The organism is Microcoleus harperi Pol14_C6, assembly GCF_036701295.1.
Taxonomy (GTDB): domain Bacteria; phylum Cyanobacteriota; class Cyanobacteriia; order Cyanobacteriales; family Microcoleaceae; genus Microcoleus.
Genome location: NZ_JAUBQN010000020.1, coordinates 1 through 24,147, shown reverse-complemented (window position 1 = coordinate 24,147; position 24,147 = coordinate 1). Strand labels below are relative to the sequence as shown.

26 protein-coding genes are annotated in these 24,147 nt (G+C 46.9%); 17 read left to right on the top strand and 9 right to left on the bottom strand.

What is annotated here, in order from left to right; translation table 11 throughout:
* Positions 1 to 14: 14 nt before the first annotated feature.
* The 3 genes from uppS to lysA all read right to left on the bottom strand — a co-directional run bounded on the left by uppS (position 15) and on the right by lysA (position 3,317).
* Complete coding sequence (gene uppS / locus QUA27_RS15185) at positions 15 to 761, bottom strand: undecaprenyl pyrophosphate synthase (RefSeq protein WP_172185480.1); 747 nt, start codon at positions 759 to 761, stop codon at positions 15 to 17.
* Positions 762 to 781: 20 nt separating this feature from the next.
* Positions 782 to 1,675, bottom strand: a complete 894-nt coding sequence (cdaA, locus tag QUA27_RS15180) for a diadenylate cyclase CdaA (protein ID WP_333068859.1) — start codon at positions 1,673 to 1,675, stop codon at positions 782 to 784.
* Positions 1,676 to 1,898: 223 nt separating this feature from the next.
* Positions 1,899 to 3,317 carry a diaminopimelate decarboxylase gene (lysA, locus tag QUA27_RS15175; RefSeq protein WP_333068858.1) on the bottom strand — a complete coding sequence of 473 codons (1,419 nt, stop codon included), beginning with the start codon at positions 3,315 to 3,317 and terminating at the stop codon, positions 1,899 to 1,901.
* 259 nt (positions 3,318 to 3,576) lie between these two features.
* Here lysA and QUA27_RS15170 point away from each other — a divergent pair, with 259 nt between their 5' ends.
* Together QUA27_RS15170 and rimI are read left to right on the top strand one after the other, a co-directional pair.
* Complete coding sequence (locus QUA27_RS15170) at positions 3,577 to 4,788, top strand: RNA-guided endonuclease InsQ/TnpB family protein (RefSeq protein WP_333068857.1); 1,212 nt, start codon at positions 3,577 to 3,579, stop codon at positions 4,786 to 4,788.
* A 19-nt stretch (positions 4,789 to 4,807) separates the two neighbouring features.
* Positions 4,808 to 5,479 (top strand): ribosomal protein S18-alanine N-acetyltransferase, encoded by a 672-nt coding sequence (gene rimI / locus QUA27_RS15165; protein WP_333068856.1) that lies wholly within the window; start codon positions 4,808 to 4,810, stop codon positions 5,477 to 5,479.
* A gap of 79 nt (positions 5,480 to 5,558) precedes the next feature.
* Here the strand turns inward: rimI and QUA27_RS15160 are convergent, their stop codons facing one another.
* Positions 5,559 to 5,864, bottom strand: a complete 306-nt coding sequence (locus tag QUA27_RS15160; protein ID WP_333068855.1) for a cyclic nucleotide-binding domain-containing protein — start codon at positions 5,862 to 5,864, stop codon at positions 5,559 to 5,561.
* A 488-nt stretch (positions 5,865 to 6,352) separates the two neighbouring features.
* Here QUA27_RS15160 and QUA27_RS15155 point away from each other — a divergent pair, with 488 nt between their 5' ends.
* From QUA27_RS15155 to QUA27_RS15145, 3 genes are all read left to right on the top strand, one after another.
* Positions 6,353 to 8,830, top strand: coding sequence for an ATP-dependent Clp protease ATP-binding subunit (locus QUA27_RS15155; RefSeq protein ID WP_333068854.1), 2,478 nt, complete (start codon positions 6,353 to 6,355; stop codon positions 8,828 to 8,830).
* A gap of 410 nt (positions 8,831 to 9,240) precedes the next feature.
* Positions 9,241 to 9,834 (top strand): signal peptidase I, encoded by a 594-nt coding sequence (lepB, locus tag QUA27_RS15150; RefSeq protein ID WP_333068852.1) that lies wholly within the window; start codon positions 9,241 to 9,243, stop codon positions 9,832 to 9,834.
* 203 nt (positions 9,835 to 10,037) lie between these two features.
* Positions 10,038 to 10,361, top strand: a complete 324-nt coding sequence (locus QUA27_RS15145) for a DUF1825 family protein (protein WP_015176373.1) — start codon at positions 10,038 to 10,040, stop codon at positions 10,359 to 10,361.
* Between the two features lie 91 nt (positions 10,362 to 10,452).
* Here QUA27_RS15145 and QUA27_RS15140 read toward each other — a convergent pair whose 3' ends face one another.
* Positions 10,453 to 12,372, bottom strand: coding sequence for a transglycosylase domain-containing protein (locus QUA27_RS15140; RefSeq protein ID WP_333068851.1), 1,920 nt, complete (start codon positions 12,370 to 12,372; stop codon positions 10,453 to 10,455).
* Positions 12,373 to 12,680: 308 nt separating this feature from the next.
* On the opposite strand from QUA27_RS15140, the gene tyrS reads away from it, so the two are divergent.
* Genes tyrS through QUA27_RS15125 form a run of 3 tightly spaced genes read left to right on the top strand, consistent with a single transcriptional unit; the run spans position 12,681 to position 15,297 of the window.
* Positions 12,681 to 13,913: a tyrosine--tRNA ligase gene (tyrS, locus tag QUA27_RS15135; protein ID WP_333068850.1), complete on the top strand. Its 1,233-nt coding sequence runs from the start codon at positions 12,681 to 12,683 to the stop codon at positions 13,911 to 13,913.
* A 39-nt stretch (positions 13,914 to 13,952) separates the two neighbouring features.
* Positions 13,953 to 14,663, top strand: coding sequence for an orotidine-5'-phosphate decarboxylase (gene pyrF, locus QUA27_RS15130; RefSeq protein WP_333068849.1), 711 nt, complete (start codon positions 13,953 to 13,955; stop codon positions 14,661 to 14,663).
* A 37-nt stretch (positions 14,664 to 14,700) separates the two neighbouring features.
* Entirely contained in the window at positions 14,701 to 15,297 is a 597-nt protein-coding gene (locus tag QUA27_RS15125) for a hypothetical protein (RefSeq protein WP_333068848.1), read from the top strand.
* Positions 15,298 to 15,560: 263 nt separating this feature from the next.
* Here the strand turns inward: QUA27_RS15125 and QUA27_RS15120 are convergent, their stop codons facing one another.
* A complete protein-coding gene (locus tag QUA27_RS15120) occupies positions 15,561 to 16,238 on the bottom strand; it encodes a uracil-DNA glycosylase (RefSeq protein ID WP_333068845.1) in 678 nt (225 codons plus the stop codon).
* Positions 16,239 to 16,406: 168 nt separating this feature from the next.
* Between QUA27_RS15120 and QUA27_RS15115 the strand changes: the two genes are divergently transcribed.
* Both QUA27_RS15115 and QUA27_RS15110 read left to right on the top strand, forming a co-directional pair.
* Entirely contained in the window at positions 16,407 to 17,078 is a 672-nt protein-coding gene (locus QUA27_RS15115; RefSeq protein ID WP_333068843.1) for a phosphoribosyltransferase, read from the top strand.
* A gap of 42 nt (positions 17,079 to 17,120) precedes the next feature.
* Positions 17,121 to 17,411 (top strand): hypothetical protein, encoded by a 291-nt coding sequence (locus tag QUA27_RS15110; RefSeq protein ID WP_190661269.1) that lies wholly within the window; start codon positions 17,121 to 17,123, stop codon positions 17,409 to 17,411.
* 152 nt (positions 17,412 to 17,563) lie between these two features.
* On the opposite strand, the gene QUA27_RS15105 is transcribed toward QUA27_RS15110, so the two are convergent.
* Positions 17,564 to 17,941 (bottom strand): VOC family protein, encoded by a 378-nt coding sequence (locus tag QUA27_RS15105; RefSeq protein ID WP_333068842.1) that lies wholly within the window; start codon positions 17,939 to 17,941, stop codon positions 17,564 to 17,566.
* Between the two features lie 60 nt (positions 17,942 to 18,001).
* Positions 18,002 to 18,622 (bottom strand): histidine phosphatase family protein, encoded by a 621-nt coding sequence (locus tag QUA27_RS15100; RefSeq protein ID WP_333068840.1) that lies wholly within the window; start codon positions 18,620 to 18,622, stop codon positions 18,002 to 18,004.
* Positions 18,623 to 18,677: 55 nt separating this feature from the next.
* On the opposite strand from QUA27_RS15100, the gene QUA27_RS15095 reads away from it, so the two are divergent.
* On the top strand, positions 18,678 to 19,145 hold the full coding sequence (locus tag QUA27_RS15095; protein WP_333068839.1) for a tetratricopeptide repeat protein: 468 nt from the start codon (positions 18,678 to 18,680) through the stop codon (positions 19,143 to 19,145).
* Between the two features lie 148 nt (positions 19,146 to 19,293).
* On the opposite strand, the gene QUA27_RS15090 is transcribed toward QUA27_RS15095, so the two are convergent.
* The gene (locus QUA27_RS15090; RefSeq protein ID WP_333068838.1) at positions 19,294 to 19,620 is read right to left on the bottom strand and encodes a hypothetical protein; all 327 of its coding nucleotides are present in this window, start codon (positions 19,618 to 19,620) and stop codon (positions 19,294 to 19,296) included.
* Positions 19,621 to 19,774: 154 nt separating this feature from the next.
* Here QUA27_RS15090 and QUA27_RS15085 point away from each other — a divergent pair, with 154 nt between their 5' ends.
* From QUA27_RS15085 to QUA27_RS15060, 6 genes are all read left to right on the top strand, one after another.
* Complete coding sequence (locus tag QUA27_RS15085; RefSeq protein ID WP_333068837.1) at positions 19,775 to 20,053, top strand: hypothetical protein; 279 nt, start codon at positions 19,775 to 19,777, stop codon at positions 20,051 to 20,053.
* 38 nt (positions 20,054 to 20,091) lie between these two features.
* Positions 20,092 to 20,373: a hypothetical protein gene (locus tag QUA27_RS15080; protein WP_172186971.1), complete on the top strand. Its 282-nt coding sequence runs from the start codon at positions 20,092 to 20,094 to the stop codon at positions 20,371 to 20,373.
* A gap of 304 nt (positions 20,374 to 20,677) precedes the next feature.
* Entirely contained in the window at positions 20,678 to 21,505 is an 828-nt protein-coding gene (locus QUA27_RS15075) for a PHP domain-containing protein (protein WP_333068836.1), read from the top strand.
* A 200-nt stretch (positions 21,506 to 21,705) separates the two neighbouring features.
* A complete protein-coding gene (locus tag QUA27_RS15070) occupies positions 21,706 to 21,915 on the top strand; it encodes a CsbD family protein (protein WP_333068835.1) in 210 nt (69 codons plus the stop codon).
* A gap of 294 nt (positions 21,916 to 22,209) precedes the next feature.
* Positions 22,210 to 23,166: a hypothetical protein gene (locus QUA27_RS15065; protein ID WP_333068834.1), complete on the top strand. Its 957-nt coding sequence runs from the start codon at positions 22,210 to 22,212 to the stop codon at positions 23,164 to 23,166.
* Complete coding sequence (locus QUA27_RS15060; RefSeq protein ID WP_333068833.1) at positions 23,166 to 24,029, top strand: DUF1822 family protein; 864 nt, start codon at positions 23,166 to 23,168, stop codon at positions 24,027 to 24,029. The genes QUA27_RS15065 and QUA27_RS15060 overlap by 1 nt, the downstream gene beginning before the upstream one ends.
* The last annotated feature ends 118 nt before the right edge of the window (positions 24,030 to 24,147 follow it).

Below are 24,147 nucleotides of genomic sequence, written 5' to 3'. Positions count from 1 at the left end.
AAAATCCAAAATAGTTAGACTTTGCCAAATCGGCGGTTGCGTTGCTGATAAGTAGACAAAGCGCGGTGAAACTCCGATCGATCAAAATCCGGCCACAGCGTCTCAGTAATGTAAATTTCCGAATAAGCCATTTGCCATAATAGAAAATTGCTCAACCGCATTTCCCCACTCGTCCGGATCAGCAAATCCGGGTCACAAACATCAGCAGTATACAAATAGCGTTTAAATAAAACCTCATCAATCTCCTCCGGCTGCAACTTGCCCTCTTTCACCTGAGTGGCGATCGCCCGACAAGCTTGTACAATCTCCTGACGCCCCCCGTAATTCGTCGCCACCGTAAACAAAATCCCCTGATTGTGCTGAGTGGCCGTCACAGAGCGCTCGATTTCGGCTTGCAAAGACTTCGGCAAAGCCTGCAAATTCCCCATAAATTGAATTTGCACGTCCTCGTCCACCATCTCCCGCAATTCTTGCCGCAGCTTTCCCTCAAACAAACTCATTAAAAAATCGACCTCTCCGGCCGGCCGCCCCCAATTCTCCGTCGAAAAAGCATAGGCCGTTAAAGCTGGAATCCCCCAATCTTTGCAGCAGCGCAGCAGTTCCTTCAGAGTGCTAGCTCCTCGGCGGTGCCCCGCAATCCGCGGCAACCCCTTATTCTTAGCCCAGCGCCCGTTCCCGTCCATAATCACTGCTATGTGCTTAGGCAGTAGTTCTTGTTGCAGATCCTCCGGCAACTTTTCCAAGCAAATTCCTTGACTCATGGTTTCTCCCGATTACCCGACTAACGGCGCAGTATCCGTTTTAATAGCGTCACTCCCTTCAATCCTATCTGGCGTCCGAGATTGCCGATCGGAATTGGAGCCACAACTCTTTCTCCCTCGGACGGAAACAGCTTTGCTTCCAGCAATTCCTTAAGTTTGCTGCTAGTCAAAGGTCGATTTAAAAGTCCCATCTGGGCTAAAGAAATAGAACCCGTTTCCTCGGACACCACCACGCACACGCAAGCTTGCACCCGTTCCGTAATCCCCATCGCAGCCCGGTGGCGGGTTCCCAACTGGCGCGACGCGCTGCGATCGGACAAAGGCAAAATTACCCCCGCCGACGCGATCCGCGAACCTCGAATCAAAACAGCTCCGTCATGCAGCAAAGTTTGCGGCTGAAAGATTGTCTGCAACAATTCTTTAGAAACTTCAGCATTTAGCTTTAGTCCCGGCACCGAAAAATCTCGATCGTCGATCGGGGAATCTGTTTCTATAATTAGTAAAGCGCCCGTGCGGTTTTGCGAAAGTTCTTTTACTGCGTCCACAATTTCATCTATTACGCTGTCCGGTTCGGGATTTGGTCGGCGATCGCGTCCAAACAATTGCCGAAATTCCCCCCGACCCAATTGTTCCAGAAATCGGCGAAACTCCGACTGCAATATTACCGCCATTGCCACAGCCGAACCAGTCACCAAGCTGTTGAGGGCAACGTGCAATAGCCTCAATCCAGCCCAGTTGCTCACCGCCGCCGCCAGCATCAAAATAATAAATCCCCGTACCATCCACAGCGTTCTGCGCTCGCCAACAATGACGAGTACCAAATACGCAAGGGCAAAAACCAGTCCAATATCTATCCCTTGAATCAATAAGGACTGAACCAGGGCCAAGTCAAAGCCAGATTGTTGATTGTTCATGGTTCATCGAACGCTACCGCCTGTGAACCGCGAACCGTGATGCACTCGAACCCATGAACCATGAACAGTTGTTATAAGGAATATGCTGAAAATCCCCGTATTTTTAGACCGGGAAGTGTCAATCCAATCGCGTGACTGAACAAGGCAAAAGTTAAAAGTGAAAAGGCAATCCTCACTAAGTAAACATGGATTGTCTTTCTTTTAACTTTTAACTTCTAAGTTTTTACTTTTGAGTTCCGAGTCGTTCAGGAAGGCGGTCAAGCCTCAGCAAATCCTGGTAAGTTTCCCGCTGTATAATCGTGTTAACTTCCCCATTTCTCACTAAAACCGCGGCCGGTCGGGGTACTCGGTTGTAGTTAGAAGCCATACTGTAATTGTATGCCCCTGTGGCCGTAACCGCGAGGACATCTCCGGCATGACACTCTGGCAATTTGGCATCTTTAATCAGAACATCGCCTGACTCGCAGTGTTTTCCAGCAATTGTCACTGTTTCCGTTAAGGGAGCAGACATTTTGCCGGCTGCGAGGATTCGATAAACTGATTGATAGGTAATAGGACGCGGATTGTCCGACATCCCGCCATCGACAGCTATATACGTCCGCATTTCCGGAATGACTTTTTTAGAGCCAACGGTGTAAGCTGTAACGCAAGCTGTACCCACGAGCGATCGACCAGGTTCGCAAAGCAATTTAGGCAAGGGCAATTGCTGCCGCTCGCAAGCTGCTACCACTGCCTTGCAAATCGTACGAGCCCAATCTTCAATGCTAGGAGGATCGTCCGCTTCAGTATAGCGAATGCCCAACCCACCGCCAATATTAATTTCTGTTGCTGGCAAACCATAACTCTGTGCTTTTGTCAATGCCTGAACTATGACTTCGGCTAAATCGTCATGGGGTTGCAGTTCAAAAATCTGAGAGCCGATGTGAGCGTGCACTCCCACGCAAAATAACGACGGCTGTTGGCTGATAAAAGTAAATACTCGATCGAGCGAGTTGGGATCGAAGCCAAATTTACTGTCGATTTGACCCGTCTGAATGTACTCGTGGGTGTGACACTCAATTCCAGGAGTAAACCGCACCATAACTCGTGTCGGCCCACCTGTGAGGCTGCTGACACCCAATTCTCCCAACTCTGCTAAAGTCTCTAAATCCCGCCAATTGTCGGCTACGGTAATGCAGCCGTTTTCGACAGCTAGCTGTAGTTCCTCGCGAGACTTGTTGTTACCGTGGAAGTAGATTTTGTCGGGACCCACGCCGGCTTGCAGTGCAGTGTGGATTTCTCCGGCGGATACGACATCGATGCCTAAGCCTTCGGAAGCTGCGATCGCGCAAATTGCCAAACAACTCCAAGCTTTAGAAGCATAAAGCACTTGGGATTCGCCCGGATAGTAACGCTCGAAAGCATCCCGGTACTGGGTGCAAGCCGCCCGCAGCGTTTCTTCGTCTAAAATATACAACGGCGAGCCAAATTGCTCCACCAAAGCTGTCACCTCGCAGCCTCCGATTTCCAACCGATCGCTGCTGTTAACACTGGCTGTCAGCGGTAACAGTTCTTGATTTGGCGATCGATTTTGCAGGGCCGGCTTCGACTCAGACAGATACTTAAGTCCCGATTCGACCCCGAAAGATTGAGTTGATACCATCGCGCAATAACTATCCTAGGTTATTAGTCAGCAGTCATTAATCAGCAGTCAGCAGTCGGCAGTCATTAATCAGCAGTCATTGGTCGTTGGCAGTAGACTAATGTCTGGAGACTTGTGAGTCATGACTCAAAACTAGCAACAAACAGCTAATCGCTACTGTGTTTTCCAGTGTACAATTTACCAGAAAATTGGGTTTAAAGCCCCGTCCTTTTAGGACGGCTTTGTGCTAGTATTTTAACGTAGCGACTTTACACGTAAAATGTTTGCTTTAGAATTCAAGGCTAAAGGAAAGCCAAATCAGTACGCAGCAATAGACGAGGCAATCAGGACTGCTCAGTTCGTTCGGAACAAGTGCATCCGTTTCTGGATGGATAACCGAGGCGTAGGGCAAAAAGAACTGTACCGTCACAGCACCGTACTGAGAGAAGAGTTTTCCTTTGTCAAATCCTTGAATTCTAGCGCTTGCCAAGCTTCAGTCGAAAGAGCTTATTCTGCAATTGCTCGGTTCTACGATAATTGCAAAAAAGCTATCTCCGGAAAGAAGGGGTATCCGCAATTCAAAAAAAACTGTCGCTCAGTCGAATATAAAGTTAGCGGCTGGAAACTTTCAGAAACGCGGAAGCAAATCACTTTCACTGACAAGAAAGGAATTGGCAAGCTTAAGCTCAAAGGAACGTGGGATTTAAACTTCTACCAACTCGACCAGATAAAACGGGTGCGTTTAATTCGCCGTGCTGACGGCTACTACGTTCAGTTCTTAATCGGTGCTGAGAACAAAGTAGACGCAGCTCCGACAGGCAAAACGCTTGGCTTAGATGTTGGACTTAAAGAGTTTTATACTGACTCTAACGGTCACAGCGAACCTAACCCCAAGTTTTATCGAGAGAGTGAAAAACGGCTGAAGTTTAGGCATCGGATCGTTTCTCGTAAAAAGAAAGGCTCGGCTAACCGCAAGAAAGCCATTAATCGACTAGGAAGAGTACACCTCAAAATAAGTAGGCAACGCGAAGAACACGCTAAGAGACTGGCGCGTTGCGTAATCCAATCTAACGATTTGGTAGCCTACGAAGATTTGAGGATTAAAAACTTAGTTAAAAATCACTGTCTTGCGAAGTCGATTAATGATGCTGGTTGGTATCAGTTCAGGAAGTGGTTAGAGTATTTGGGAGTGAAGTTTGACAGGGTAACGGTTGCCGTCAACCCTGCCTACACATCACAAAAATGTTCTAACTGCGGCGCAATCGTAAAAAAATCCCTATCCGTAAGAACCCATGTTTGTGAATGTGGGTTCGTTATGGATAGGGATTGGAACGCTGCGATTAATATCCTGAAAAGGGCATTGAGTACGGTAGGGCATACCGGAACTTGGATTTTAGATCCGAACGCTTTGGGAGATTCGACCTCTACTTTGGCTGGAGAAATCCTGTCTGGGCAAGTTGGGTCTATGAACAAAGAATCCTCTCGCCTTTAGGCCTAGGAGTGTCAAAGCCGTGCGTTTTCTACAAATTAAACATCTCGCCACCGAAGACCTCAACAGTGCAGTCGAACTCGATCGCCTATGTTTTGGCGGACTGTGGACTATCGAAGGCTATGGGCGCGAGTTAGGCAGTCCTAACAGCGATTTACTGGGTTTGTGGGCATCGGAAACCGAGGTCGGCAAATCAGAAAGATTCGACAGCGAACTTGAGTCGATCGAGCCGAACAGCATTCTCAACTCAAAACCGCTGAGTGTTGAGAGTTCCTCGCCAGCAACTCCGAACTCAAAACTTACCCCAACCCTGATCGGCTTGGGCTGCCTGTGGGCAATTTTAGAAGAAGCTCATATTACAATTTTGGCAATTCATCCTCGCTTTCAAGGTCAGGGTTTAGGACAAGCTCTGCTTTGGGATTTACTAAAAAAGGCTCACTATAGACAATTAGAACGGGCAACGTTAGAAGTACGGGAATCTAATTTAGCCGCAGTTTCTCTTTACCAAAAATTTGGGTTTAAAGAGGCAGGACGGCGGAAACGGTACTACGAAGACACCGGAGAAGATGCTCTGGTAATGTGGCGCAGCGGCATAGAGAAACCAGAATTTCAGCAATATTTGGCGGTTAAAAAAGTGCAAATTTGCGCTCGGCTGCGTCAGAAAAACTGGCATTTGGCGATCGATAAATTTTGATTTTTGAGTGTAATTTGTTGCCTCTTTAACTGGCATTGACAAATAATTGGTTACTCGATATCAATTTAGTTCAAAATCCTCATAGGGAATCAACCTCAGCATGGGAAGAAACATCTGCCTGCCGGGCCATCCTTACCGCTTTGCTTCGCGCTTCGATAATTTGACTGATATCGCGCCCCAAGCTGGGTTGACGTTCAATCATCGTATTTACAGCATCTGAGTCGATGACAAGAACTTGCAAATCGTCAACGGCAGCGATTGATACCGGACTTGGTTCTCCACTAAACAGTGCCCTCTCACCAAAAAACTCACCGCGCAAGATAGTCATTACCTCACTAATTGATGCAGGATCGATCGCACAACTGACAACAGGAACAATACCCAAATTTTCAACGAATCGGGGGCAAAATTTTAGATGAAGAAAGCCCAGCTCGCTCTCGCCCTCCCAAACCAACAGATTCTTGAGATTGACAACAGCTTAAGGGTGAGTTTAGGGATCGATCGCCCATCTAACCAAGAACTTTTGTAAAAAAACTGTCCTACACTTCGAGAAATATCCATTTTGCGCCTGCATGACAGCCAAAAAGATTATGCTAGAATCCATCAATACGCAGTCGTAGGTTGGGCACGGGCCGAGAAGAGCAATCTTCTTGCAGTCTAGGGGAGGTTGTAGGTCAGCCACCATTTGGGTCTTCCCAGTTGAAAGCCACCCTGCAACATGAGCCTGGAATCTGCAACCGCAGCCGAGTGCGGCAGATAGGTTGGGAGTGTCGCGCTAGAATAAGCAGTACGAGTTAACACTCGAACACAAACGCTCGTTGTGCGAGCGTGACCTCGAAACGGGCACATAGCAGCAGGTGATGGGAATAAATCATGTTTGAACGCTTCACAGAAAAAGCAATAAAAGTAATCATGTTGGCCCAGGAAGAAGCTCGCCGCCTGGGTCACAACTTCGTAGGGACAGAACAGATCCTCCTGGGTCTGATCGGAGAAGGAACCGGGGTTGCAGCGAAAGTCCTCAAATCAATGGGCGTAAACCTGAAAGACGCGCGCATTGAAGTGGAAAAAATCATCGGGCGCGGTTCCGGCTTCGTAGCAGTAGAAATTCCGTTCACCCCCCGCGCCAAGCGGGTTCTAGAACTATCCCTAGAAGAAGCTCGTCAACTCGGACACAACTACATCGGTACCGAACACCTGCTGCTGGGCCTGATCCGCGAAGGTGAGGGAGTAGCGGCCAGAGTATTAGAAAACCTGGGAGTAGACTTGTCGAAAGTCCGCACCCAAGTGATTCGGATGCTGGGAGAAACCGCAGAAGTCGCAGCCACTGGCGGAGGTGCCCGCACCAAAACCCCAACCCTCGACGAATTTGGAGCCAACCTCACTCAAATGGCGGTCGATGGGAAACTAGACCCAGTAGTCGGACGCCAAAAAGAAATCGAACGGGTAATTCAAATCCTCGGTCGCCGCACCAAAAATAACCCGGTGCTCATTGGGGAACCCGGAGTTGGCAAAACCGCGATCGCCGAAGGCCTGGCCCAACGCATCGCTAACAACGATATCCCAGACATCCTTGAAGAAAAGCGCGTCGTCACCCTCGACATCGGCTTGCTGGTTGCCGGTACTAAATACCGGGGCGAATTTGAAGAACGCCTCAAAAAAATCATGGACGAAATCCGCACAGCGGGTAACGTGATTTTGGTGATTGACGAAGTACACACTTTGATCGGTGCAGGTGCGGCTGAAGGGGCGATCGACGCAGCGAACATTCTCAAGCCGGCTCTGGCAAGAGGCGAGCTCCAATGTATCGGTGCTACCACCCTAGACGAGTACCGGAAGCACATCGAGCGCGACGCAGCCCTAGAACGGCGCTTCCAGCCCGTCATGGTCGGCGAACCCACCGTTGACGAGACGATCGAGATTCTCTTCGGTCTGCGGGAACGCTACGAACAGCACCACAAGCTGAAAATCTTGGACACGGCGCTGGAAGCCGCAGCCAAACTCTCTCACCGGTACATCTCCGATCGCTTCCTTCCAGACAAAGCAATTGACTTGGTAGACGAAGCAGGTTCGAGAGTCCGCCTGATCAACTCCCAACTGCCCCCCGCAGCCAAAGAACTTGACAAAGAACTGCGCCAAGTCCTCAAAGATAAAGACGAAGCGGTGCGTTCTCAAGACTTTGACAAAGCCGGCGAATTGCGCGATCGAGAAATGACGATCAAAGCCGAAATTCGCGCTATTTCCCAAGCCAAAAAAACCGACTCGGCCCGCACCGGCGAAACAGACCCCTCGCCAGTAGTCAGCGAAGAAGATATCGCTCAAATCGTGGCAAGCTGGACGGGCGTCCCGGTAAATAAACTGACCGAATCCGAATCCGAAAAGCTGCTGCACATGGAAGATACCTTGCACCAGCGCTTGATCGGGCAGGAAGAAGCAGTGAAAGCTGTTTCCCGCGCCATCCGTCGCGCTCGCGTTGGCTTGAAAAATCCCAATCGCCCGATCGCCAGTTTCATCTTCTCCGGGCCCACCGGCGTCGGCAAAACCGAACTCACCAAAGCCCTAGCCGGCTACTTCTTCGGTTCCGAAGACGCCATGATTCGGTTGGATATGTCGGAGTACATGGAACGGCACACCGTCTCCAAACTCATCGGTTCTCCTCCAGGCTACGTCGGCTACAACGAAGGCGGCCAACTCACAGAAGCAGTCCGCCGCCGTCCTTATACCGTCGTGCTGTTCGACGAAATCGAAAAAGCCCACCCCGATGTCTTCAATATGCTTTTGCAAATATTGGAAGACGGCCGCTTAACAGATGCCAAAGGTCGCACCGTGGACTTCAAAAACACGCTGCTGATCATGACCTCAAACATCGGTTCTAAGGTGATTGAAAAAGGCGGCGGCGGCCTCGGCTTCGAGTTCAGCGACAACCAAGCCGATGCTAATTACAACCGCATTCGTTCCTTGGTTAATGAAGAACTCAAAAACTACTTCCGCCCTGAATTCCTCAACCGACTCGACGAAATTATCGTCTTCCGCCAGTTGAACAAGGAAGAAGTCAAGGAAATCGCGGTCATCATGCTCAAAGAAGTATTCAGTCGTTTGACAGAACAGGGAATCACCCTGGAAGTGACCGAAAAATTCAAAGAACGGCTGGTAGAAGAAGGCTACAACCCCAGCTACGGAGCCAGACCCCTGCGCCGCGCCATCATGCGCTTGCTGGAAGACAGTTTGGCTGAGGAAATCCTTTCTGGCCGCATCAAAGACGGCGACACCGCTGTTGTGGATGTGGGCGAGGACGGAATTGTTAAGGTGCTGCAAGGTCAAAAGCGGGAATTGCTGCCCCAAGGCGCTGAGTAAGATTGAGTTGTTTGCGATCGCGAGTTAAGTTTGGAAATAACCAATCTCGCAGTCGCAAACAACTCAAAATCCTCAAATAAAAAAGGTAGAGAATTTAAATTCTCTGCCTTTTTTATGAGTTAATATCAAGAGGAGACTTATTGCATAAATCTTTGATTGATAGGGAAACCACAGATGCAACGCAGATGCAACGCAGATGCTTTTCAAGATTGTTTGCGAATGCCTGCATTTCACGTCTAGTAATTAACAGCGACATACTTCAATGGTAAGCTGTACTGCATTTAAATTGTATATTTTGGGCGGGTTCGCGTGTCCAGCTCGCTCATGGTTGGATTATTTCTTGAGATGCAATTTAAATGCTGAGCGAGCTTAATCAGATAATTAATGGCAACTATTTAGCGAGGACTTTCATGACATCTGAAAAAAATAAGTTGGGTACACAAGTAGCAGAAAATCCGCCTGAAAGCTGGTGGCAGAAAGCGTGGAAGTCGCAGCGAGAAAATCTTCAGATAGTGATTATTGCTTTGAGTTTAGCAATAGTGATTCGAGCCTTGGTCGCCGAACCGCGCTATATACCCTCAGATTCTATGGTACCCACTTTGCACGTGGGCGATCGGGTCGTCGTCGAAAAAATCTCCTACTACCTCGAACCTCCAAAAACTGGCGACATCGTAGTATTTACTCCCCCCGAAAAGTTGCAAGAACAAGGCTTTACCCAAGACCAAGCATTCATCAAGCGGGTAATTGGCTTACCGGGTCAAACCGTCGCCGTTAAAAAAGGTTTAGTTTATCTTAACGACCAACCCCTCGTCGAAAAATATATTGCCGAACCTCCTAAATACCAGTGGGGGCCTTATCGCGTCCCAGAAAATGAATACTTTGTGATGGGAGACAACCGCAACAACAGCAACGACTCCAGCAGGTGGGGATTTTTACCTAAGCAGAACATCATCGGCCGCGCTGTCGTGCGATTTTGGCCTCTAGAACGCATCGGTCAAGTTTGAAGTCAGTTGACAGTTGACTGTTGTTATCGCCAGCCCAATGCCCAATGTCCAATGCCCATCCCTTATGCTGTACGGAAATTTCTACTTATTCTTGTGCCTTAAGGGGTAGGGACTTCCTCCGGCAACTGATAAAATGGTAGAAAAAGCAGAGAGATTTCTCGCCTCGATCAAAATTAGTTGAATATTAAAAATTTAGGAAAGCTATGGGATTTTTTGATTCAGAAATTGTTCAGCAAGAAGCCAAGCTATTGTTTGAAGACTATCAATCTCTCATCAAACTAGGTGGCAGTTACGGCAAATTCGATCGCGAAGGCAAGAAAATGTTCATCGCTCAGATGGAATCAATGATGGAGCGCTACCGTATTTTTATGAAGCGCTTCGAGCTGTCGGAGGACTTCATGGCTCAGATGACTGTAGAGCAGTTAAAAACACAGCTCAATCAATTTGGTATCACGCCCCAGCAGATGTTTGAGCAAATGAACTCAACGCTGGAGCGGATGAAATCTGAGCTGGAAAAACAGTCTTAGTGTCAGAGGGAAGAAGGAAGAAGGAAGAAGGAAGAAGGAAGAAAAAGAAAGTATTCCCAATGCCCAATGCCCAATGACTAATGACTGATAATTAAGGTCGCTCAAAAGATGAAGCAGGTTTGAAACTTTCTGCGGGAACGCCTTCCAAAGCTTGGCTCATAAAATCACGCCAAACAGGGGCGACAATAGTACCGCCAGTAGCACCGTAGCTCATCGGTCTGTAATTGTCGTTGCCCATCCAAACAGCCACCGACAACTGCGGCACGTAACCTACAAACCAGATATCTCGTTCTGAGGAAGTTGTACCAGTTTTCCCAGCAGCCGGTCGCCCAAGTTGAGCAGCCCTTGCCGTTCCGTTGTTAATTACCCCTTGCAGGGCGCTGTTGACAGATGCCGCCGCCCAGGAATTGAGAACTAATTTGGGTTTGGGGGTGTTGTCGAGCAAGACGTTGCCGCTGCTGTCAGTTACTTGCACTATAAACGTGGTGTCAGAATGCCAGCCGTTGTTGGCAAAGGTAGCAAAAGCTCCGGCCATTTCTAAAGGAGTGAGGTCAACGGCACCCAAGGGCAAAGAAATCACCGGTTCCATGGGACTTCTGATGCCGAGCACGCGACAAATCTCAATCACTTTATTCAATCCGACTTCTTGTCCAAGCTTGATGGCGGGAATGTTCAGAGATGATTCCAAAGCTCTGCGGATGGTGACGGCACCGGAGAAGCCGCCGCCGTAGTTTTGAGGATAGTAGTAGCCGTCGCCGTCGCGGTAGCCGACAGGGGAGTCGTAGACAACTGAATCCGGGGTGTATTTGCCGCTAGCAAAGGCAGCGTAGTAGACAAAAGGCTTAAAAGAAGATCCGGGCTGGCGGCGTGCTTGGATGGCGCGGTTGAACTGACTCTTTTCGTAATCGACGCCGCCCACCATTGCTTTGACGAAGTGGGTGCGGGGATCGACGGCGGCTAGGGCAATTTGACCTTCCTCGCGATCGTAAAACAGCCCTTGGTAGTAAAGCCGATTGTGCCACGCTTTGACGGTTTCTTCGGCTATGCGCTGCATTCTGAGGTCGATCGTGGTTTGAACGCGCATTCCTCCCTTAACCACGGCATCCCGCCCGAAACGCCTTGTCAGTTCTTGGACTACGGCTTGTGTTACGTAAGGAACTTGAGAGCCGCCAAAAGAGGTAATTTTGCCTAGCTTAATTTTTTCCTGGCGGGCAGCAGTCTCTTGGGCGGGCGTAATCCATTTAAGATCCTTCATGCGGCCTAAAACGATTGTTTGCCGCTCTTTTGCCAACTTGTAATTGACGAAAGGACTGTATTCTTCGGGGGCAGAAATTAAGCCGGCCAGCATCGCTGCTTCTGAAAGAGTCAAATTACTTGCTGACTTGTTGAAATAGCTTCGAGAGGCTGTCTCTACGCCATACAAGTTGTGACCTAAGTAGATTTGATTCAGGTATAGTTGCAGAATTTGGTCTTTGTTGAGAATTTGCTCCAAGCGGATAGACATTACCGCTTCAGCTACCTTGCGACTAAATTTTGACTGGGGAGAAAGAAACAGGTTCTTGACTAGCTGCATAGTCATAGTCGAGCCCCCTTCCACGGTTCTACCTTTCTCTAGGTTGACTAGAAGAGCTCGGGCTATCCCGCCAGGGTTGATGCCTTTGTGGGTGAAAAAGTTGCTATCTTCGATCGCCAGAACAGCTCGTTTTAGGTTCGGGGAGATTTGGTCAAGGGGTACGACATCCCGGTTGGCTTCGTCGTGGATGCTGGCTAGGGGCTTGCCGTTGATGTCGTAAATGTGGGTAGTTTCTGTAGGAGAGTAGGTTTGCAAGATCCGAACATCTGGCAAATTGCGGAAGCTGATCGCTAAGCCAACCAGTCCGCCAGCGACTACGGAACTGGCAAGCATTGTCATGCTGAGTATGGTTCCGGCGGTCACTTTACTGACTGACTGAACAAACTCGAATACGGGGGCTGAGTTTTCCGTGTTATTGCGGACGGCGTTGGTTGACACGTGGATTTCACTTCCTCACTCGATTTGGGGTTTAAGACTTTTAATTTTAGATGCGAACCCTAAAGACTGTCAGTCGATTTTAGATTTTAGATTTTAGATTTTAGATTTATTCCACAGATGAATCTGGGGGTTTGAACAAGAGTCTAAAATTTGGGGATCTCCACGACTGTTGTCGGGGGCTAGTATCCGTTTTTGGGCGGGGTCAGCTAATGAAAGCCGGTCAGCTTTGGGATTATAGTAGCTTGATAGTTATGTTTTTATGCGTCAACCAGTGAGTGTAACTAATTCTGCTGCACTTTGGCAAAACTATGATGAACGATCGCTTCCCGATGATAACTCCTAACCTTTCAGCGCTTTACCGCGGCGTCAGCGAGATTTTTCCAGATCGACCTGATTCTAGCAACCCTGACGAAAATTTAGCCCAACTGCTGGCAAAAGTCGATCGACCGTTGCGCGTCAAACTGGGAATTGACCCCACTGGGAGTGACATTCACTTGGGGCACAGCATTTGCGTCCGCAAGCTGCGGGCTTTTCAAGATGCCGGTCACACAGCGGTACTGGTCATCGGAGATTTTACCGCAAGAATTGGCGATCCGACAGGGAAATCGGAGACACGCAGCCAGTTGACAGCCGAACAAGTGGCGGAAAATGCCAAGACTTATTTAGACCAAGTGCGTCCGATTCTAGATTTTGACACACCCGGACGTTTGGAAATTCGCTACAACTCCGAGTGGTTGTCGAAATTGGACTTGGCGAAGATTTTGGAACTGCTGAGGACGATGACGGTCCAGCAGATGCTTGCTAAAGAGGGATTTGATAACAGGATGCAGCAGGAAAATGCGATTTATCTGCATGAGTTTCTGTATCCACTAATGCAGGGTTACGACTCGGTGGCTTTGGAAGCTGATGTTGAGTTGGGGGGAACCGACCAAAAGTTTAATATTGCGGTGGGGAGAGATTTGCAGCGGCATTTTGGGATGAAACCGCAGTTTGGTTTGCTAATGCCAATTCTGATCGGCACTGACGGCGTACAAAAGATGTCGAAGTCTTTGGGAAATTATGTAGGTTTGTCGGAAGACCCGCTGACTATGTATTCTAAATTGGAGAAAATTGCTGATAATTCGATCGCCCAGTATTTTGAACTATTGACAGATTGGCCGCTTGATGAATTGCCAGAAAATCCGCGAGAAAAACAGAAACTTTTGGCTGTGGATGTGGTGCGCCAGTATCGGGGGAAGGAAGCGGCCGAACGCGCACAACAAGATGCAATGGCGCTGGTCAAAGGTGCTGCTGGACAAGCTGATGCTGTGGCGGAGTTTTCTTTGGCAAGTGTGCAGTTTCCGGCTAAGTTGTTTTATATTCTCAGTGCTAGCGGGCTTTGTAAAAGCAGCGGTGATGCGCGGAAGCTGATGCAGGGCGGCGGGGTGAAGTTGGAGGGCGATCGGGTTTCTGATGTTAATCTTACTTTTGAATCACCGACTGATTTATGCGGTAAGGTTTTGCAGGTTGGGAAGAATAAGTTTGTGCGATTGGTGTCTTGAATCTCTTTTTTTACCGCAGATGAAGGCTGATGAATGCTGATGAACGCTGATAATCGAATTATTGTTGCTTTGGATGTTTCGAGTCAGGAAGATGCGATCGCACTTCTGGACAAACTGCCGCAAGTATCTTTCTGGAAAGTGGGTTTGGAACTGTTTGTGAGCTCCGGGCCGGGGATTTTGGAAATTTTAAAACAGCGGGAAAAGCGGATTTTTCTCGATTTGAAGTTTCACGATATCCCGAATACTGTGGCTGGTGCTTGTCGGGCTGCTGCTAAGTACAATGTGGATTTATTGACTATCCATTCTACTTGCGGTAAAGATGCTTTGAAAGCGGCACAGTTGGCTTTGACTGAAGGGGCGGCGGCTGTGGATAAACCGAGTCCTAAGTTGATTGCAATTACTCTGTTGACGAGTTTGAATTCGCGACAGTTGGCTTTTGAGTTGAAAATACCTTTGGAGTTGCCGGAATTTGCTTTGCACATGGCATTGTTGGCTAAGGAAACGGGTTTAGCTGGGGCTGTTTGTTCTCCGCAAGAAGTAGAACAGTTAAGAATGAGTTGCGGGGATGATTTTCTGTTAGTTTGTCCCGGTGTGCGTCCGAAATGGGCTGATGGGGGCGATCAAAGGCGATCGATGACTCCAAAGGCTGCTTTGAAAGCTGGTGCGGATTATCTGGTGATTGGGCGGCCAATTACTGCTGCGCCCGATCCAGTGGCGGCTTTTACCCGTATTTGTGAAGAGTTGGAGTAACAATAGAAATGTTGTTTTTTACCGCCGATAAAAGCCGATGAACGCCAATAAAATTTTATCTGCGTTTATCTGTGTTTATCTGCTGATATCTGCGGTTGCAACTCCGACTTTTGCAGTTAATTTTGTGACAAATCATACTAATAGTATGAATGCAAGTCGGTATGGTTTGTTAGTGCGATCGCCCTGTCCGGCAGATTTAGAAACTTTGGTCGAGCGCCTGTTGCAAGATTTGCCGAGTTATGCTAATCGCGTAATTGTGCGATCGCACTTTTCTTCTAACAAAAACACACCATCCGGTTACGCGCTGCCTCAAATAATTTTAGCCGGCCGCCCGGAGTTTGAACCGTTACCTTTAAATTTTAAAGATGCGCTTCCTGAAAATGCCAGTCAAGTTTTCATTACTACTTTAGAACGGCAGTATCGCAGGGGACAACGAGTTGAAATTCAGCAATATCATTGGCTGTTTTTAACTCAAACGGAGAACGGCTGGGAGTTGGCAAAAATCTTTTCTCGGTTTGGTACTGCAGCGGATATTCGTCCTTTATTAGGCCAAGATAGTGAAAGCGAAATTGCTGAGGCGATTCGTTTGTGGTTGCGCGATTGTAATGCAAAAAATAAGTTGTCCCGCAACTAAATTGTATTTTGGGGCGGGCGAGACGCCCACCCCACATGAAATATTGTTTATTGTGGAACAGGCATCTTGCCTGTTCCTGACAGAAAATAATTTTATTGTGGAACAGGCAAGATGCCTGTTCCTGACAGAGGTATCAGAAAATCCACGAATTTTTGGTTGAGCGATTTACCGTGGGGGGCGGGTTTACGAGATTATCTGTTTTAGGAAATTATTGTTTGTGAAACCCGCCCATACAACGCAAAAACAAAAAGTTATTATAATTGCTATTTATATTCATCCAATTTCGCCTTGATAGCTTGCATATCTTGCCACATAAACCATTTCGGAGTCTCCGGTTCGCGGGAGGGATTTCGCAACAAGTACGATGGGTGAAAAATCGGCATACACAAACGATTTTCCCATTCAATCCATTGACCTCGGATTTTACTAATTGGCCGCTTGTCGCTTAGCAAACCTTTGAGGGCTGTTGCACCGGTTAATAAAATAATTTTGGGATCTAAAATGCGAATTTGTTCGAGCAAGTATGGTTTGCAAGCTTCGATTTCTTTTGCTGTCGGAGGGCGGTTGTTGGGAGGGCGACATTTGATGACGTTGGCAATGAATACGTCGGTTTCTGCACTCAATCCCACGGATTCTAAAATCTTATCTAACAGTTTGCCCGATCGCCCGACGAAGGGCAATCCGGTTTCGTCTTCGTTTTGTCCGGGCGCTTCTCCCACAATCAAAATTGAGGCTTGAGGATTGCCGCGCCCGATGACGGCGTGAGTGCGGCTGTTGCCCAATTCGCAGCGGTAGCAGCGGTTGCAGTGCTCGCCAATTTGTTCCATATTTTGATAAGTGCCGGGAGGAATGGGAATTTTGGCATTTGCTGGTATTGAGTCTGTTTGGAAAGTGGCACTTTGATTGTTGTCAAAAAGGCTGAGTTGCAAGTCGCTGGACATAAATTTTACAATTAGGGAGAGATTTTGGAGTCTAGAGTTTATAGTTTAGATCGGGTTTGGTGATTTGAGATTGGCTAGAAGCTTGTGTGCGATGCTGTCGAGCGCACAATATCCAATTAACACTGGCACAATCTCCAATTGTTTGGTTGAGCTCGTACAGGCAAAAATATGTTCTCTAACCCGTTTTTTGACGATCGCGCCGATGCAGGCGAAAAACTGGCCGAGGCAGTTGTGGACGAGTTCGGCAAGTTGAGTTTAATGGCACAGAAGACGGTGAAACCGGTTGTTTACGCCTTGCCGCGCGGGGGTTTGCCCGTTGCGGTGCCGATTGCGCGCCGCTTGGGCTGTCCTTTGGATGTGGTTGTCGCCAAGAAAATTACTCGCCCAGATAATTTAGAATTGGCGATCGGGGCTGCAACGGCTGACGGTCACGTACTCTGGGAAAAGCAAAAGCAGCACAATTTACGCTTGCAAAAATCAGCCCTGCCCCGGGCTCAAAATAATGCTCAATCTCTGCTGGCAGATTTGTCTCCTGGACGCCCAAATATCAGCGTGGCTGGGGCTTTGGCAATTTTGGTAGATGACGGCATTGCTACGGGGATGACGATGGCTGTGGCGGCTAAGGCTGTGGAGTCGCAGCAACCGGCGGCTTTGTGGATTTGCGCGCCTGTCGCCCCGGCAGATTTGATAGGATTTTTGGCCCAGATGGGCGATAAGTTGATTGTTCTGGAGACTCCTCACCCTTTTTACAGTGTCAGTCGCTTTTACGGGCAATTTCCGCAGGTTGAGACGGCGGAGGCTTTAAGGTGTTTGCAGCAACAAACTGAATGGCGATCGTAGGTTAAGCTAGAAGGCTAAATCTAAAAGCTCGATCGCTAAAACATGAGACCTTGGCAATATTGGTTGGACACTTTGATTCTGTCTACTCAGCACAATCCGCCTCGCTTTGTTGAGCTGGTAATGTTAACTTTGGCGATGATTTTGCTCGGGCTGTGGAGTGTAACATTGCAGTGGCAGTATTTAACGCTGTCTCTGAGTTATATAATTGGTTCGTCTTTTTCAATTTTGGTGCGGGAATCTATCGGCCCACGGCCTCAATTTCAACTAACTCATCTGACAGCATTGTTGTTATTAATTATCAGTTTTTATAGTTTTGCTGAACTGATTAGATAGTTAAGGCAGTTTTGAGTTTTGAGTTTTGAATGGTAAGTGCTGGTTTGATAGCCAGTCCGCCTTAAATATCCCCTTGATTTCTTAGCCACTCTGAGTTCGGACGAGAAGCAAGTGTAGTAGCGATTGAAATCGCCCAGTCTTCTCTACAGTCTCTACGGCTGATTGGATTGATGTAAAATTATGCGGTTACCTGCAGGATCGAAGGCATAAATTTCTAGACCGTGAGAAGCTTTAATAATTTCTCCGTTGGGCGGATAACCTAAAGCCCAAATTCTGGCGATCGCAGTTTCGATATCGCTGACTTCCAAACACAGACTCATGCCTGTTTTTGATCGATTTGCAAATTCCGATTTGTGGGAATCTTTGGGTTTGAATATGCCAAGCCTTAAACCTGGGAGTTGAAATTCAGCATAAGTATTGGGAATATAAGGGTTTGGTTCTATGTCTAGAAAATTTTTGTAAAATTTAACGAGAACTTCCTTATCAAGGTCTGCTAAAGTCACTAGGGCGGCGCTGTATAGGAAACTCATATAAATTAGTAATGGGGAATTGGTAATGGGAGATTGATAATATTATAACTTTCTCTCTATTTAAAATCCTCCAATTCGTCCGACTATTTGGATTTTACCTTGTCGATCGCTTTTGAGAATGACAGCTTCGCCGCTTTGCGGTACAATATCAGTGATAGCGGTAATATTTACTTGATGAGTTACCATAATAATCGCGCCTGTTGTGTTGCGATTATCAACAACTAATTTGCGAATAGTCGCTGTTTGTCTGGCTTCTTTAGTGCTATCGCTAAAGAACGAGTTCAGCGCTGGGAACGGTTCGACTTTGCCTAAATTTATCAGTTTTGCTGTTTCCAAACACCGACACCACTGACTCGATAAAACTCTGGCCACTTTGATGTTGCGGTTGCGAAATTCGGCTCCAATTTGCTTGGCTTGGCTTCTTCCCTGTGCTGATAAATTGCGCTGGGTGGAACAGTCGCCTAACTTAAAGTTAGCAGGATCTCCCGTACCAGGGGCGATCGCGTGTCGCATTGCTACCACCAACCCCGTCTCCCCCCGCTGCAACAATTGCCACCCTGCTTGAGTTTGCGGGTTGGTTGCTGCGTCAGAACTTGGAGTTACAGTAATTAAGCCGATCAACAATACTAAAGCTAGCGATCCGAAAAACCATTTCCAGTTGAGGTCAATCCGCGCAGCCATTGGTGCAGAAGTTAGGAATTAACTTATCATATTATAATACAACAAATATTGCTCTATGGAACTCACCAATTTTATTGCTCTGTCTGTCATTATTGCCCTCGTGCTGGGGATTGGGTTGGGAACAATGACTTGGGCTTACTTCGGCAAGGGCAGCATTTCTGTACTCTTTAAAGAACCAATTTTAACTTACCCAGAATTTCCCGATACCGACAGCGGCAGCAAAGCTTCCGTTTATTTTCAACAAGGAATTGAGGCTTATCAGTCAGGAAAGTACCGCAAAGCAAAAGATAAATTTACCAGCGCTTTAGAACAAGTTTCAACTTTGGCAGAAGCTTACCACAATCGCGGCTTGGCTTGTGCGAATTTGCGATCGGACGAGGAGGCCGTTGCAGATTTTATCCGTGCCAGCGAATTATACCAACAGCAGGGGGCTGGATTTGCGCTCGACACGATTAAACAAAATCTGGCAGTATTGAAGCAGCGCAAATTAGAACGAGAAAAACAAAAAGCAGTAGCGACCTAAATTATTATGTTGGGCCAGTGGAACTCAACCAAACCTTAGATTTGTGGTCGGAAAAACCCGGTTTCTTGAGTGTGGTTGGGAGAAACCGGGTTGGTTTACAAAATTTTTATTAAAGTTGAAACTCAAGATTTAACCTTCTCCTGTTCAACTAAATTGTTCTGGAAGCTTCTATTTGGTCGATTTTAGCAATCATCATTTCTCGGCTAGGTGCCACAACTCGATAATTAGTAATGGGATCGTAAGCCTCCCACTCTTGAGTTACTTCGCTGTCTTGCCACAAAAACCATTCCCGGTAAATTTCGCCGTCATCAATGTCGCCGCACAAGGGAAGCCAATCATCTCCTCCCAAGCTCTCAAAATCTCCTCCTACTAAGTCAATCCAAGCTGTAAGGATACAAGAGTCAATAGCATTATTATTAACAGTGACTGCGTTAGAGTAAAGAGAAGTTTCGGGAAAACAAAGTGTGGATTTCATAAGCTGTACCTGAATGTTATGTTATTAATTTATAAAAAAATCCTCTAGGTCAGTGACCGCAGAATGCCACTATCCTAACCTCCACAGTTCGCACCTCGAAAAACCTTGACACCCAAAGCGCTCAAATGCCTCTGCTGTATGGCTTGAGACCGCTTTGACTCAAGTCGCTAGACAGGCTAAATTGAACCACTTTGCCAAGTGGCATACAAGAAAGCCCGATCGACCAAATATTGCTGGCGAAGGATCTCCCGCATTGGGGAGCGAAGACAGTGCAACTGGCAATTCTATACTGGGTAAGTTGGCAACTTTCAGTACAGTTTTTGTGATAAAATTAGCAGTAAGCGGGCTTTCGTACCGACAGCCTGGTTTGGTCAAAAGCTTTGCAACGAGCTTTCCAATCGTGGTGCGATCGCCAGTTTTGATTTATTGTTAATTTTGCCAAGTCCCCATCGACTGTTAGGGAAAAAAATTATGCAAGCAACCAACCAAGAAAGAATTATCGATCTGACAATCCACTATACCAACGGCAAACAGCAACACTTCCAGTTCAGTGCACCAGAGGGAACAGTAGGAGAGCAAGCAACTTTAGGCACTCGCCTGCACAAAATGTTGACGGCAGACCCGATAATTCTCGAATTGGCAGATAAACTGGTAGTTATCCCAGTTCACAACATACAAAGTATTGAAATATCGCCAGTTCCTCCCAAATTGCCAGAGGGTGTCATTTCCCCAATGCGAGAAATCAAGAAATAGCTAAGGTGTTCTGCATCTAAATTCAACTGAAAAGGCGGGCGGAATATCCACCAGGTCATGCAGAGTTTGAATAAACATAAATGTACCAATTAAAAGCGCAACAAGTTATTACAAATAACGAGAAAAAAAGGTTGCTGACCGTGAAACCTGTTCCAAAAAAAATGCAACTTTAGACAAGAGCGAAGCCCTTATAGTATCACTCATTACCAATTTAAAATCTAAAATATAAAATAGTATGAGGATATATCTCACATGAGTGAGGGGAATAATTGCAGGTTTTACAGACTTTAACTTACAAAAAAAAATGCTAGAGCTCCACTGTCACACTACTTATTCCGACGGCACTCTCACCCCTGCCGAACTCGTAGCCGCCGCCACATCTTCGGGGGTTCGCGCCTTGGCAATCACCGATCACGATACGATGTCGGGTTGGGATGAAGCCTTCGCCGCTGCTGCTTTGCACGGTATCGAAATAGTCCCCGGACTCGAACTCAGCACCGTTCACAACGGCCGTTCGCTGCACATTTTAGGTTTTTATCCCGATGCAAATAAGTTGCGAGTTCCTTTGAACGATCGCCTGCAAGGAAGGTTTCGCCGATCGCAGGAAATGGTCGAAAAATTAGCAGCAATGGGATACGCGATCGAACTGCCAAAAACATCCCCAGGAATGGCACCGGGAAGACCTCATATTGCCTCTGCACTTGTAAAAGCCGGTCACGCGAAATCATCGCGAGAAGCATTCGATCGCTGGCTGGGAGATGACGGCCCGGCTTATGTTCATTACGAGAAATTCTCGATCGTCGAAGGCATTGATTTACTGAAGAGTTGCGGCGCCGTACCAGTGTGGGCTCACCCTTATTTATTTCGCGGCGGCGCTGTTGAGGAAGTCTTACAAGAATTAGTAGATGCTGGTTTAATGGGAGTTGAAGTATACCATCCCAGCCACAGTTCTAGCCAAATCCAAAAGTTGAAAGATTTGTGCCTTCATTACGGTTTGCTGGCAACTGGTGGCAGCGATTATCACGGCCCCGATCCTGAAAGGAAAGCAGGAGATAGCACCCAATTGAATATGCTGCATTTGCCGTTAGAATTGCTCGAACCGATTAAAGTTGCGGCGGCGAGTTTGAAATAGTTTTTTAGGACGAATTTTGCCGACGTATACAGTTGTCAAAAAAAGGAAGTGTTTACTTCTTGAGTGAGGAATTTGCACGAAGTAAGTCCTTAGAAGAAGACCGAGGTCAAGCAGAATATAAATTAATATGAAGTTAAAGGCAATTGCAGGCGAGTTAATTTTACAATGTTACTAAAGCAACTTGCCAAACGGAGCTTATCATGACTACAGAAGACAGAGCGAAGGCGATCGGCAAAAATTTAGAAGGCAAAGCTCAGGAAATTTTCGGTAATATTACTGGCAACAGAAAAGACCAGGTTGAAGGCAAAGCCAAACAAGCGGAAGCCGCCGCCCGCCACGCAGCAGAAGATGCTAAAAATGCGGTGAGAAATCTGGCAGATAAAGCCAAAAGGTCGATCGACAAATTGTAGAAACTGCGTTATACCAAATCCGGGCTAATAGAATTCGCTTCATATCAAATCCTTTGCTATCAATAGGGTTTGATATGATTTATTTTTGGAATGTGCATAAACTGAGTGACTCCTGCGATATCTCTTCAAAAGCGCAATGGAGAAGTCCCTATAATTGTTAATTTTACACCGGATTAATTTCGTAGTAAGGACTGAAGTCCTTATCGCATTGCCTTTACGAAAAATTTTTGCTCTATTCTGCATAAAGCCGCCAAAACCTGCGATATCAGAGTATCTACACGCAAAAACTGGACTATGACGAGACATTATACCCCCGTCGAAGCCTTAGCAGGTTTAGTTCCTGTAGCGGCAAGTTTCAACTTGTTGCTTCCACCTAGGGGTTGGGAACTAAAACCGATTTCGTTGACTTTGTTATTGCTGGCACGTTACAGCGCTATTTTCCCTGGGATAATCGAATTATCTCGATGTCATCCGAACGTGCCTGTGAACACCGACGAACAGTTACGCCAACTTCTCCAACTCTTGAAAGACTCGCAAGAGAGTAGTAAGGAACAAGAAAGACTCAAAAATCAATTGTGCCAACTCATTCCCCATTTGCCCGGAATTCGCAAGCATCCTTATCCTAATATTGATTTAGAGGAAATGATGCAGGAAGCTTATTGCGGTTTTCTCAAAACGCTTTCGGCATTTTTGAGGGGAATTGACCTCGACAATCTCGCTGCTGATGTGTTGCGAACCCGAGTGGTTCAGCGGTTCAATAAAACTCTTAAGAACAAAGTCTATGACCAATATCGCCGGAGGCAGCAACAGATTTTCACTCTTAGTTTTGATGCTCCGATTACGAGCAACCGAGGTGAAAAATTTGAGGCTCAAGAACCGATAGACGATACTACGAAAAATGGGATTGAGCAACTCATCGAGAGAGAACAAGCTCAAAACAAGCAGCGCATCGGTCGCAAACTATGGCAGTGTATTGAAGACGATCCGACGGGAGAACTGCGAAACAGTTATCCCAATGAAAAAATAGATAAGAAGAAGCCAAATCATCCCGAAAATCGCCGCCCTCGGCCGGATGCCAATTCTCACGTACTCGCACTGCGATTGCTGTTGCAAGACCCTCCAGATAAATTGTCTAAAATTGCCACAGAGTTAAACATTGACTATCAAACTCTCAACTCTCACTGGAAAAGAACAGGTTTGGCTCTCGTCAAAGAGATTGCACTTAAGTTTGGATATCAACCCGAGGAATAATGGTGAATAGCATAGATACTTATTTGTTAGAAATTCCTCTGGAGCAAACTGCCCGCAATTTGGCTCTGCAATTTGCTTCAGAGCAAGCTAATCCGCAAAAAGGCAAGCGGGTTTATTTCAATACCCTGGCGGTTTGGGCGGTTAACTATTTCTTGGAATGGATGGAAATGGAAACCGATATTGATGGCGGTGATAGTTGGAATCCAGTAATGCGGGCGGTTGTGGATGTGGGCGATTTGGTTTTGCCGGGAATTGGCAAGATAGAATGCTGTCCGGTTCAGATCGGAGAATGGGCTATTTCTCTGCCGGAAGTGCGGGAAAATCGCATTGCATATATCGTCGTTCAGTTTGCCGAACCTTTCGATAAGGTGAAACTTTTGGGCTTTATTCCGGCTGTGGAAATTCTGGATGAAACTGAAGAGTTTTCTCTAACTAATCTCAAACCAGTTGAGGAGTTGTGGGAGTATTTGGATCGGATTGAGTTGGCAATTCCGCTAGTGCAAAATGAAATTGAAGAGTTGCTATCTGATTTGGAAGAAGATGACCCTGTACAAGCACAAGTTCGGGAAAAATTGCAAAATAAATCTATTTCTGAAATAGTGGCAATTTTGAATAAAGTTTTGCACAGTAGTGAGAAATCTGACTGGGGATATGAAGGGGGGAAGGCTTTAGCGGGAAGTGGTTATAGTAGTCGAGGTTTGGGAAAGAGAGATATATCTTTCTCTGGTGATAAATCTTCACCTGTTGAGAAACCTTCAGATATTGAGGAGGATGTGAAAGCGGAACTGAATCTGATTGCTGAAGATTTGTTGGAGAAGTTGGCTGAGATTTGGGGAGATGGTGATGATTTTGCCTTGTCATAAATCGGCAATCTCCCAGAAATCTGGATAAATTTCCATGACTTGTAGATACTGTCTTGACCTGTCAAGGGGTAGCAGTCAAATAATTGGGGTCGAAAGGCTTTTGGGATTTTAAAATCCC

Coding starts and splice junctions, on each gene's coding strand:
- QUA27_RS15100 (WP_333068840.1), bottom strand. CDS start 18,622: ATGGCTGCGCGGATTGACCTCAACTGGAAATGGTTTTTCGGATCGCTA.
- tyrS (WP_333068850.1), top strand. CDS start 12,681: ATGATGAACGATCGCTTCCCGATGATAACTCCTAACCTTTCAGCGCTT.
- pyrF (WP_333068849.1), top strand. CDS start 13,953: ATGAACGCTGATAATCGAATTATTGTTGCTTTGGATGTTTCGAGTCAG.
- QUA27_RS15120 (WP_333068845.1), bottom strand. CDS start 16,238: ATGTCCAGCGACTTGCAACTCAGCCTTTTTGACAACAATCAAAGTGCC.
- cdaA (WP_333068859.1), bottom strand. CDS start 1,675: ATGAACAATCAACAATCTGGCTTTGACTTGGCCCTGGTTCAGTCCTTA.
- QUA27_RS15065 (WP_333068834.1), top strand. CDS start 22,210: ATGACGAGACATTATACCCCCGTCGAAGCCTTAGCAGGTTTAGTTCCT.
- QUA27_RS15115 (WP_333068843.1), top strand. CDS start 16,407: ATGTTCTCTAACCCGTTTTTTGACGATCGCGCCGATGCAGGCGAAAAA.
- QUA27_RS15090 (WP_333068838.1), bottom strand. CDS start 19,620: ATGAAATCCACACTTTGTTTTCCCGAAACTTCTCTTTACTCTAACGCA.
- QUA27_RS15075 (WP_333068836.1), top strand. CDS start 20,678: ATGCTAGAGCTCCACTGTCACACTACTTATTCCGACGGCACTCTCACC.
- QUA27_RS15145 (WP_015176373.1), top strand. CDS start 10,038: ATGGGATTTTTTGATTCAGAAATTGTTCAGCAAGAAGCCAAGCTATTG.
- QUA27_RS15060 (WP_333068833.1), top strand. CDS start 23,166: ATGGTGAATAGCATAGATACTTATTTGTTAGAAATTCCTCTGGAGCAA.
- QUA27_RS15080 (WP_172186971.1), top strand. CDS start 20,092: ATGCAAGCAACCAACCAAGAAAGAATTATCGATCTGACAATCCACTAT.
- QUA27_RS15110 (WP_190661269.1), top strand. CDS start 17,121: ATGAGACCTTGGCAATATTGGTTGGACACTTTGATTCTGTCTACTCAG.
- QUA27_RS15095 (WP_333068839.1), top strand. CDS start 18,678: ATGGAACTCACCAATTTTATTGCTCTGTCTGTCATTATTGCCCTCGTG.
- QUA27_RS15155 (WP_333068854.1), top strand. CDS start 6,353: ATGTTTGAACGCTTCACAGAAAAAGCAATAAAAGTAATCATGTTGGCC.
- QUA27_RS15105 (WP_333068842.1), bottom strand. CDS start 17,941: ATGAGTTTCCTATACAGCGCCGCCCTAGTGACTTTAGCAGACCTTGAT.
- uppS (WP_172185480.1), bottom strand. CDS start 761: ATGAGTCAAGGAATTTGCTTGGAAAAGTTGCCGGAGGATCTGCAACAA.
- lysA (WP_333068858.1), bottom strand. CDS start 3,317: ATGGTATCAACTCAATCTTTCGGGGTCGAATCGGGACTTAAGTATCTG.
- QUA27_RS15070 (WP_333068835.1), top strand. CDS start 21,706: ATGACTACAGAAGACAGAGCGAAGGCGATCGGCAAAAATTTAGAAGGC.
- lepB (WP_333068852.1), top strand. CDS start 9,241: ATGACATCTGAAAAAAATAAGTTGGGTACACAAGTAGCAGAAAATCCG.
- QUA27_RS15125 (WP_333068848.1), top strand. CDS start 14,701: ATGAACGCCAATAAAATTTTATCTGCGTTTATCTGTGTTTATCTGCTG.
- QUA27_RS15170 (WP_333068857.1), top strand. CDS start 3,577: ATGTTTGCTTTAGAATTCAAGGCTAAAGGAAAGCCAAATCAGTACGCA.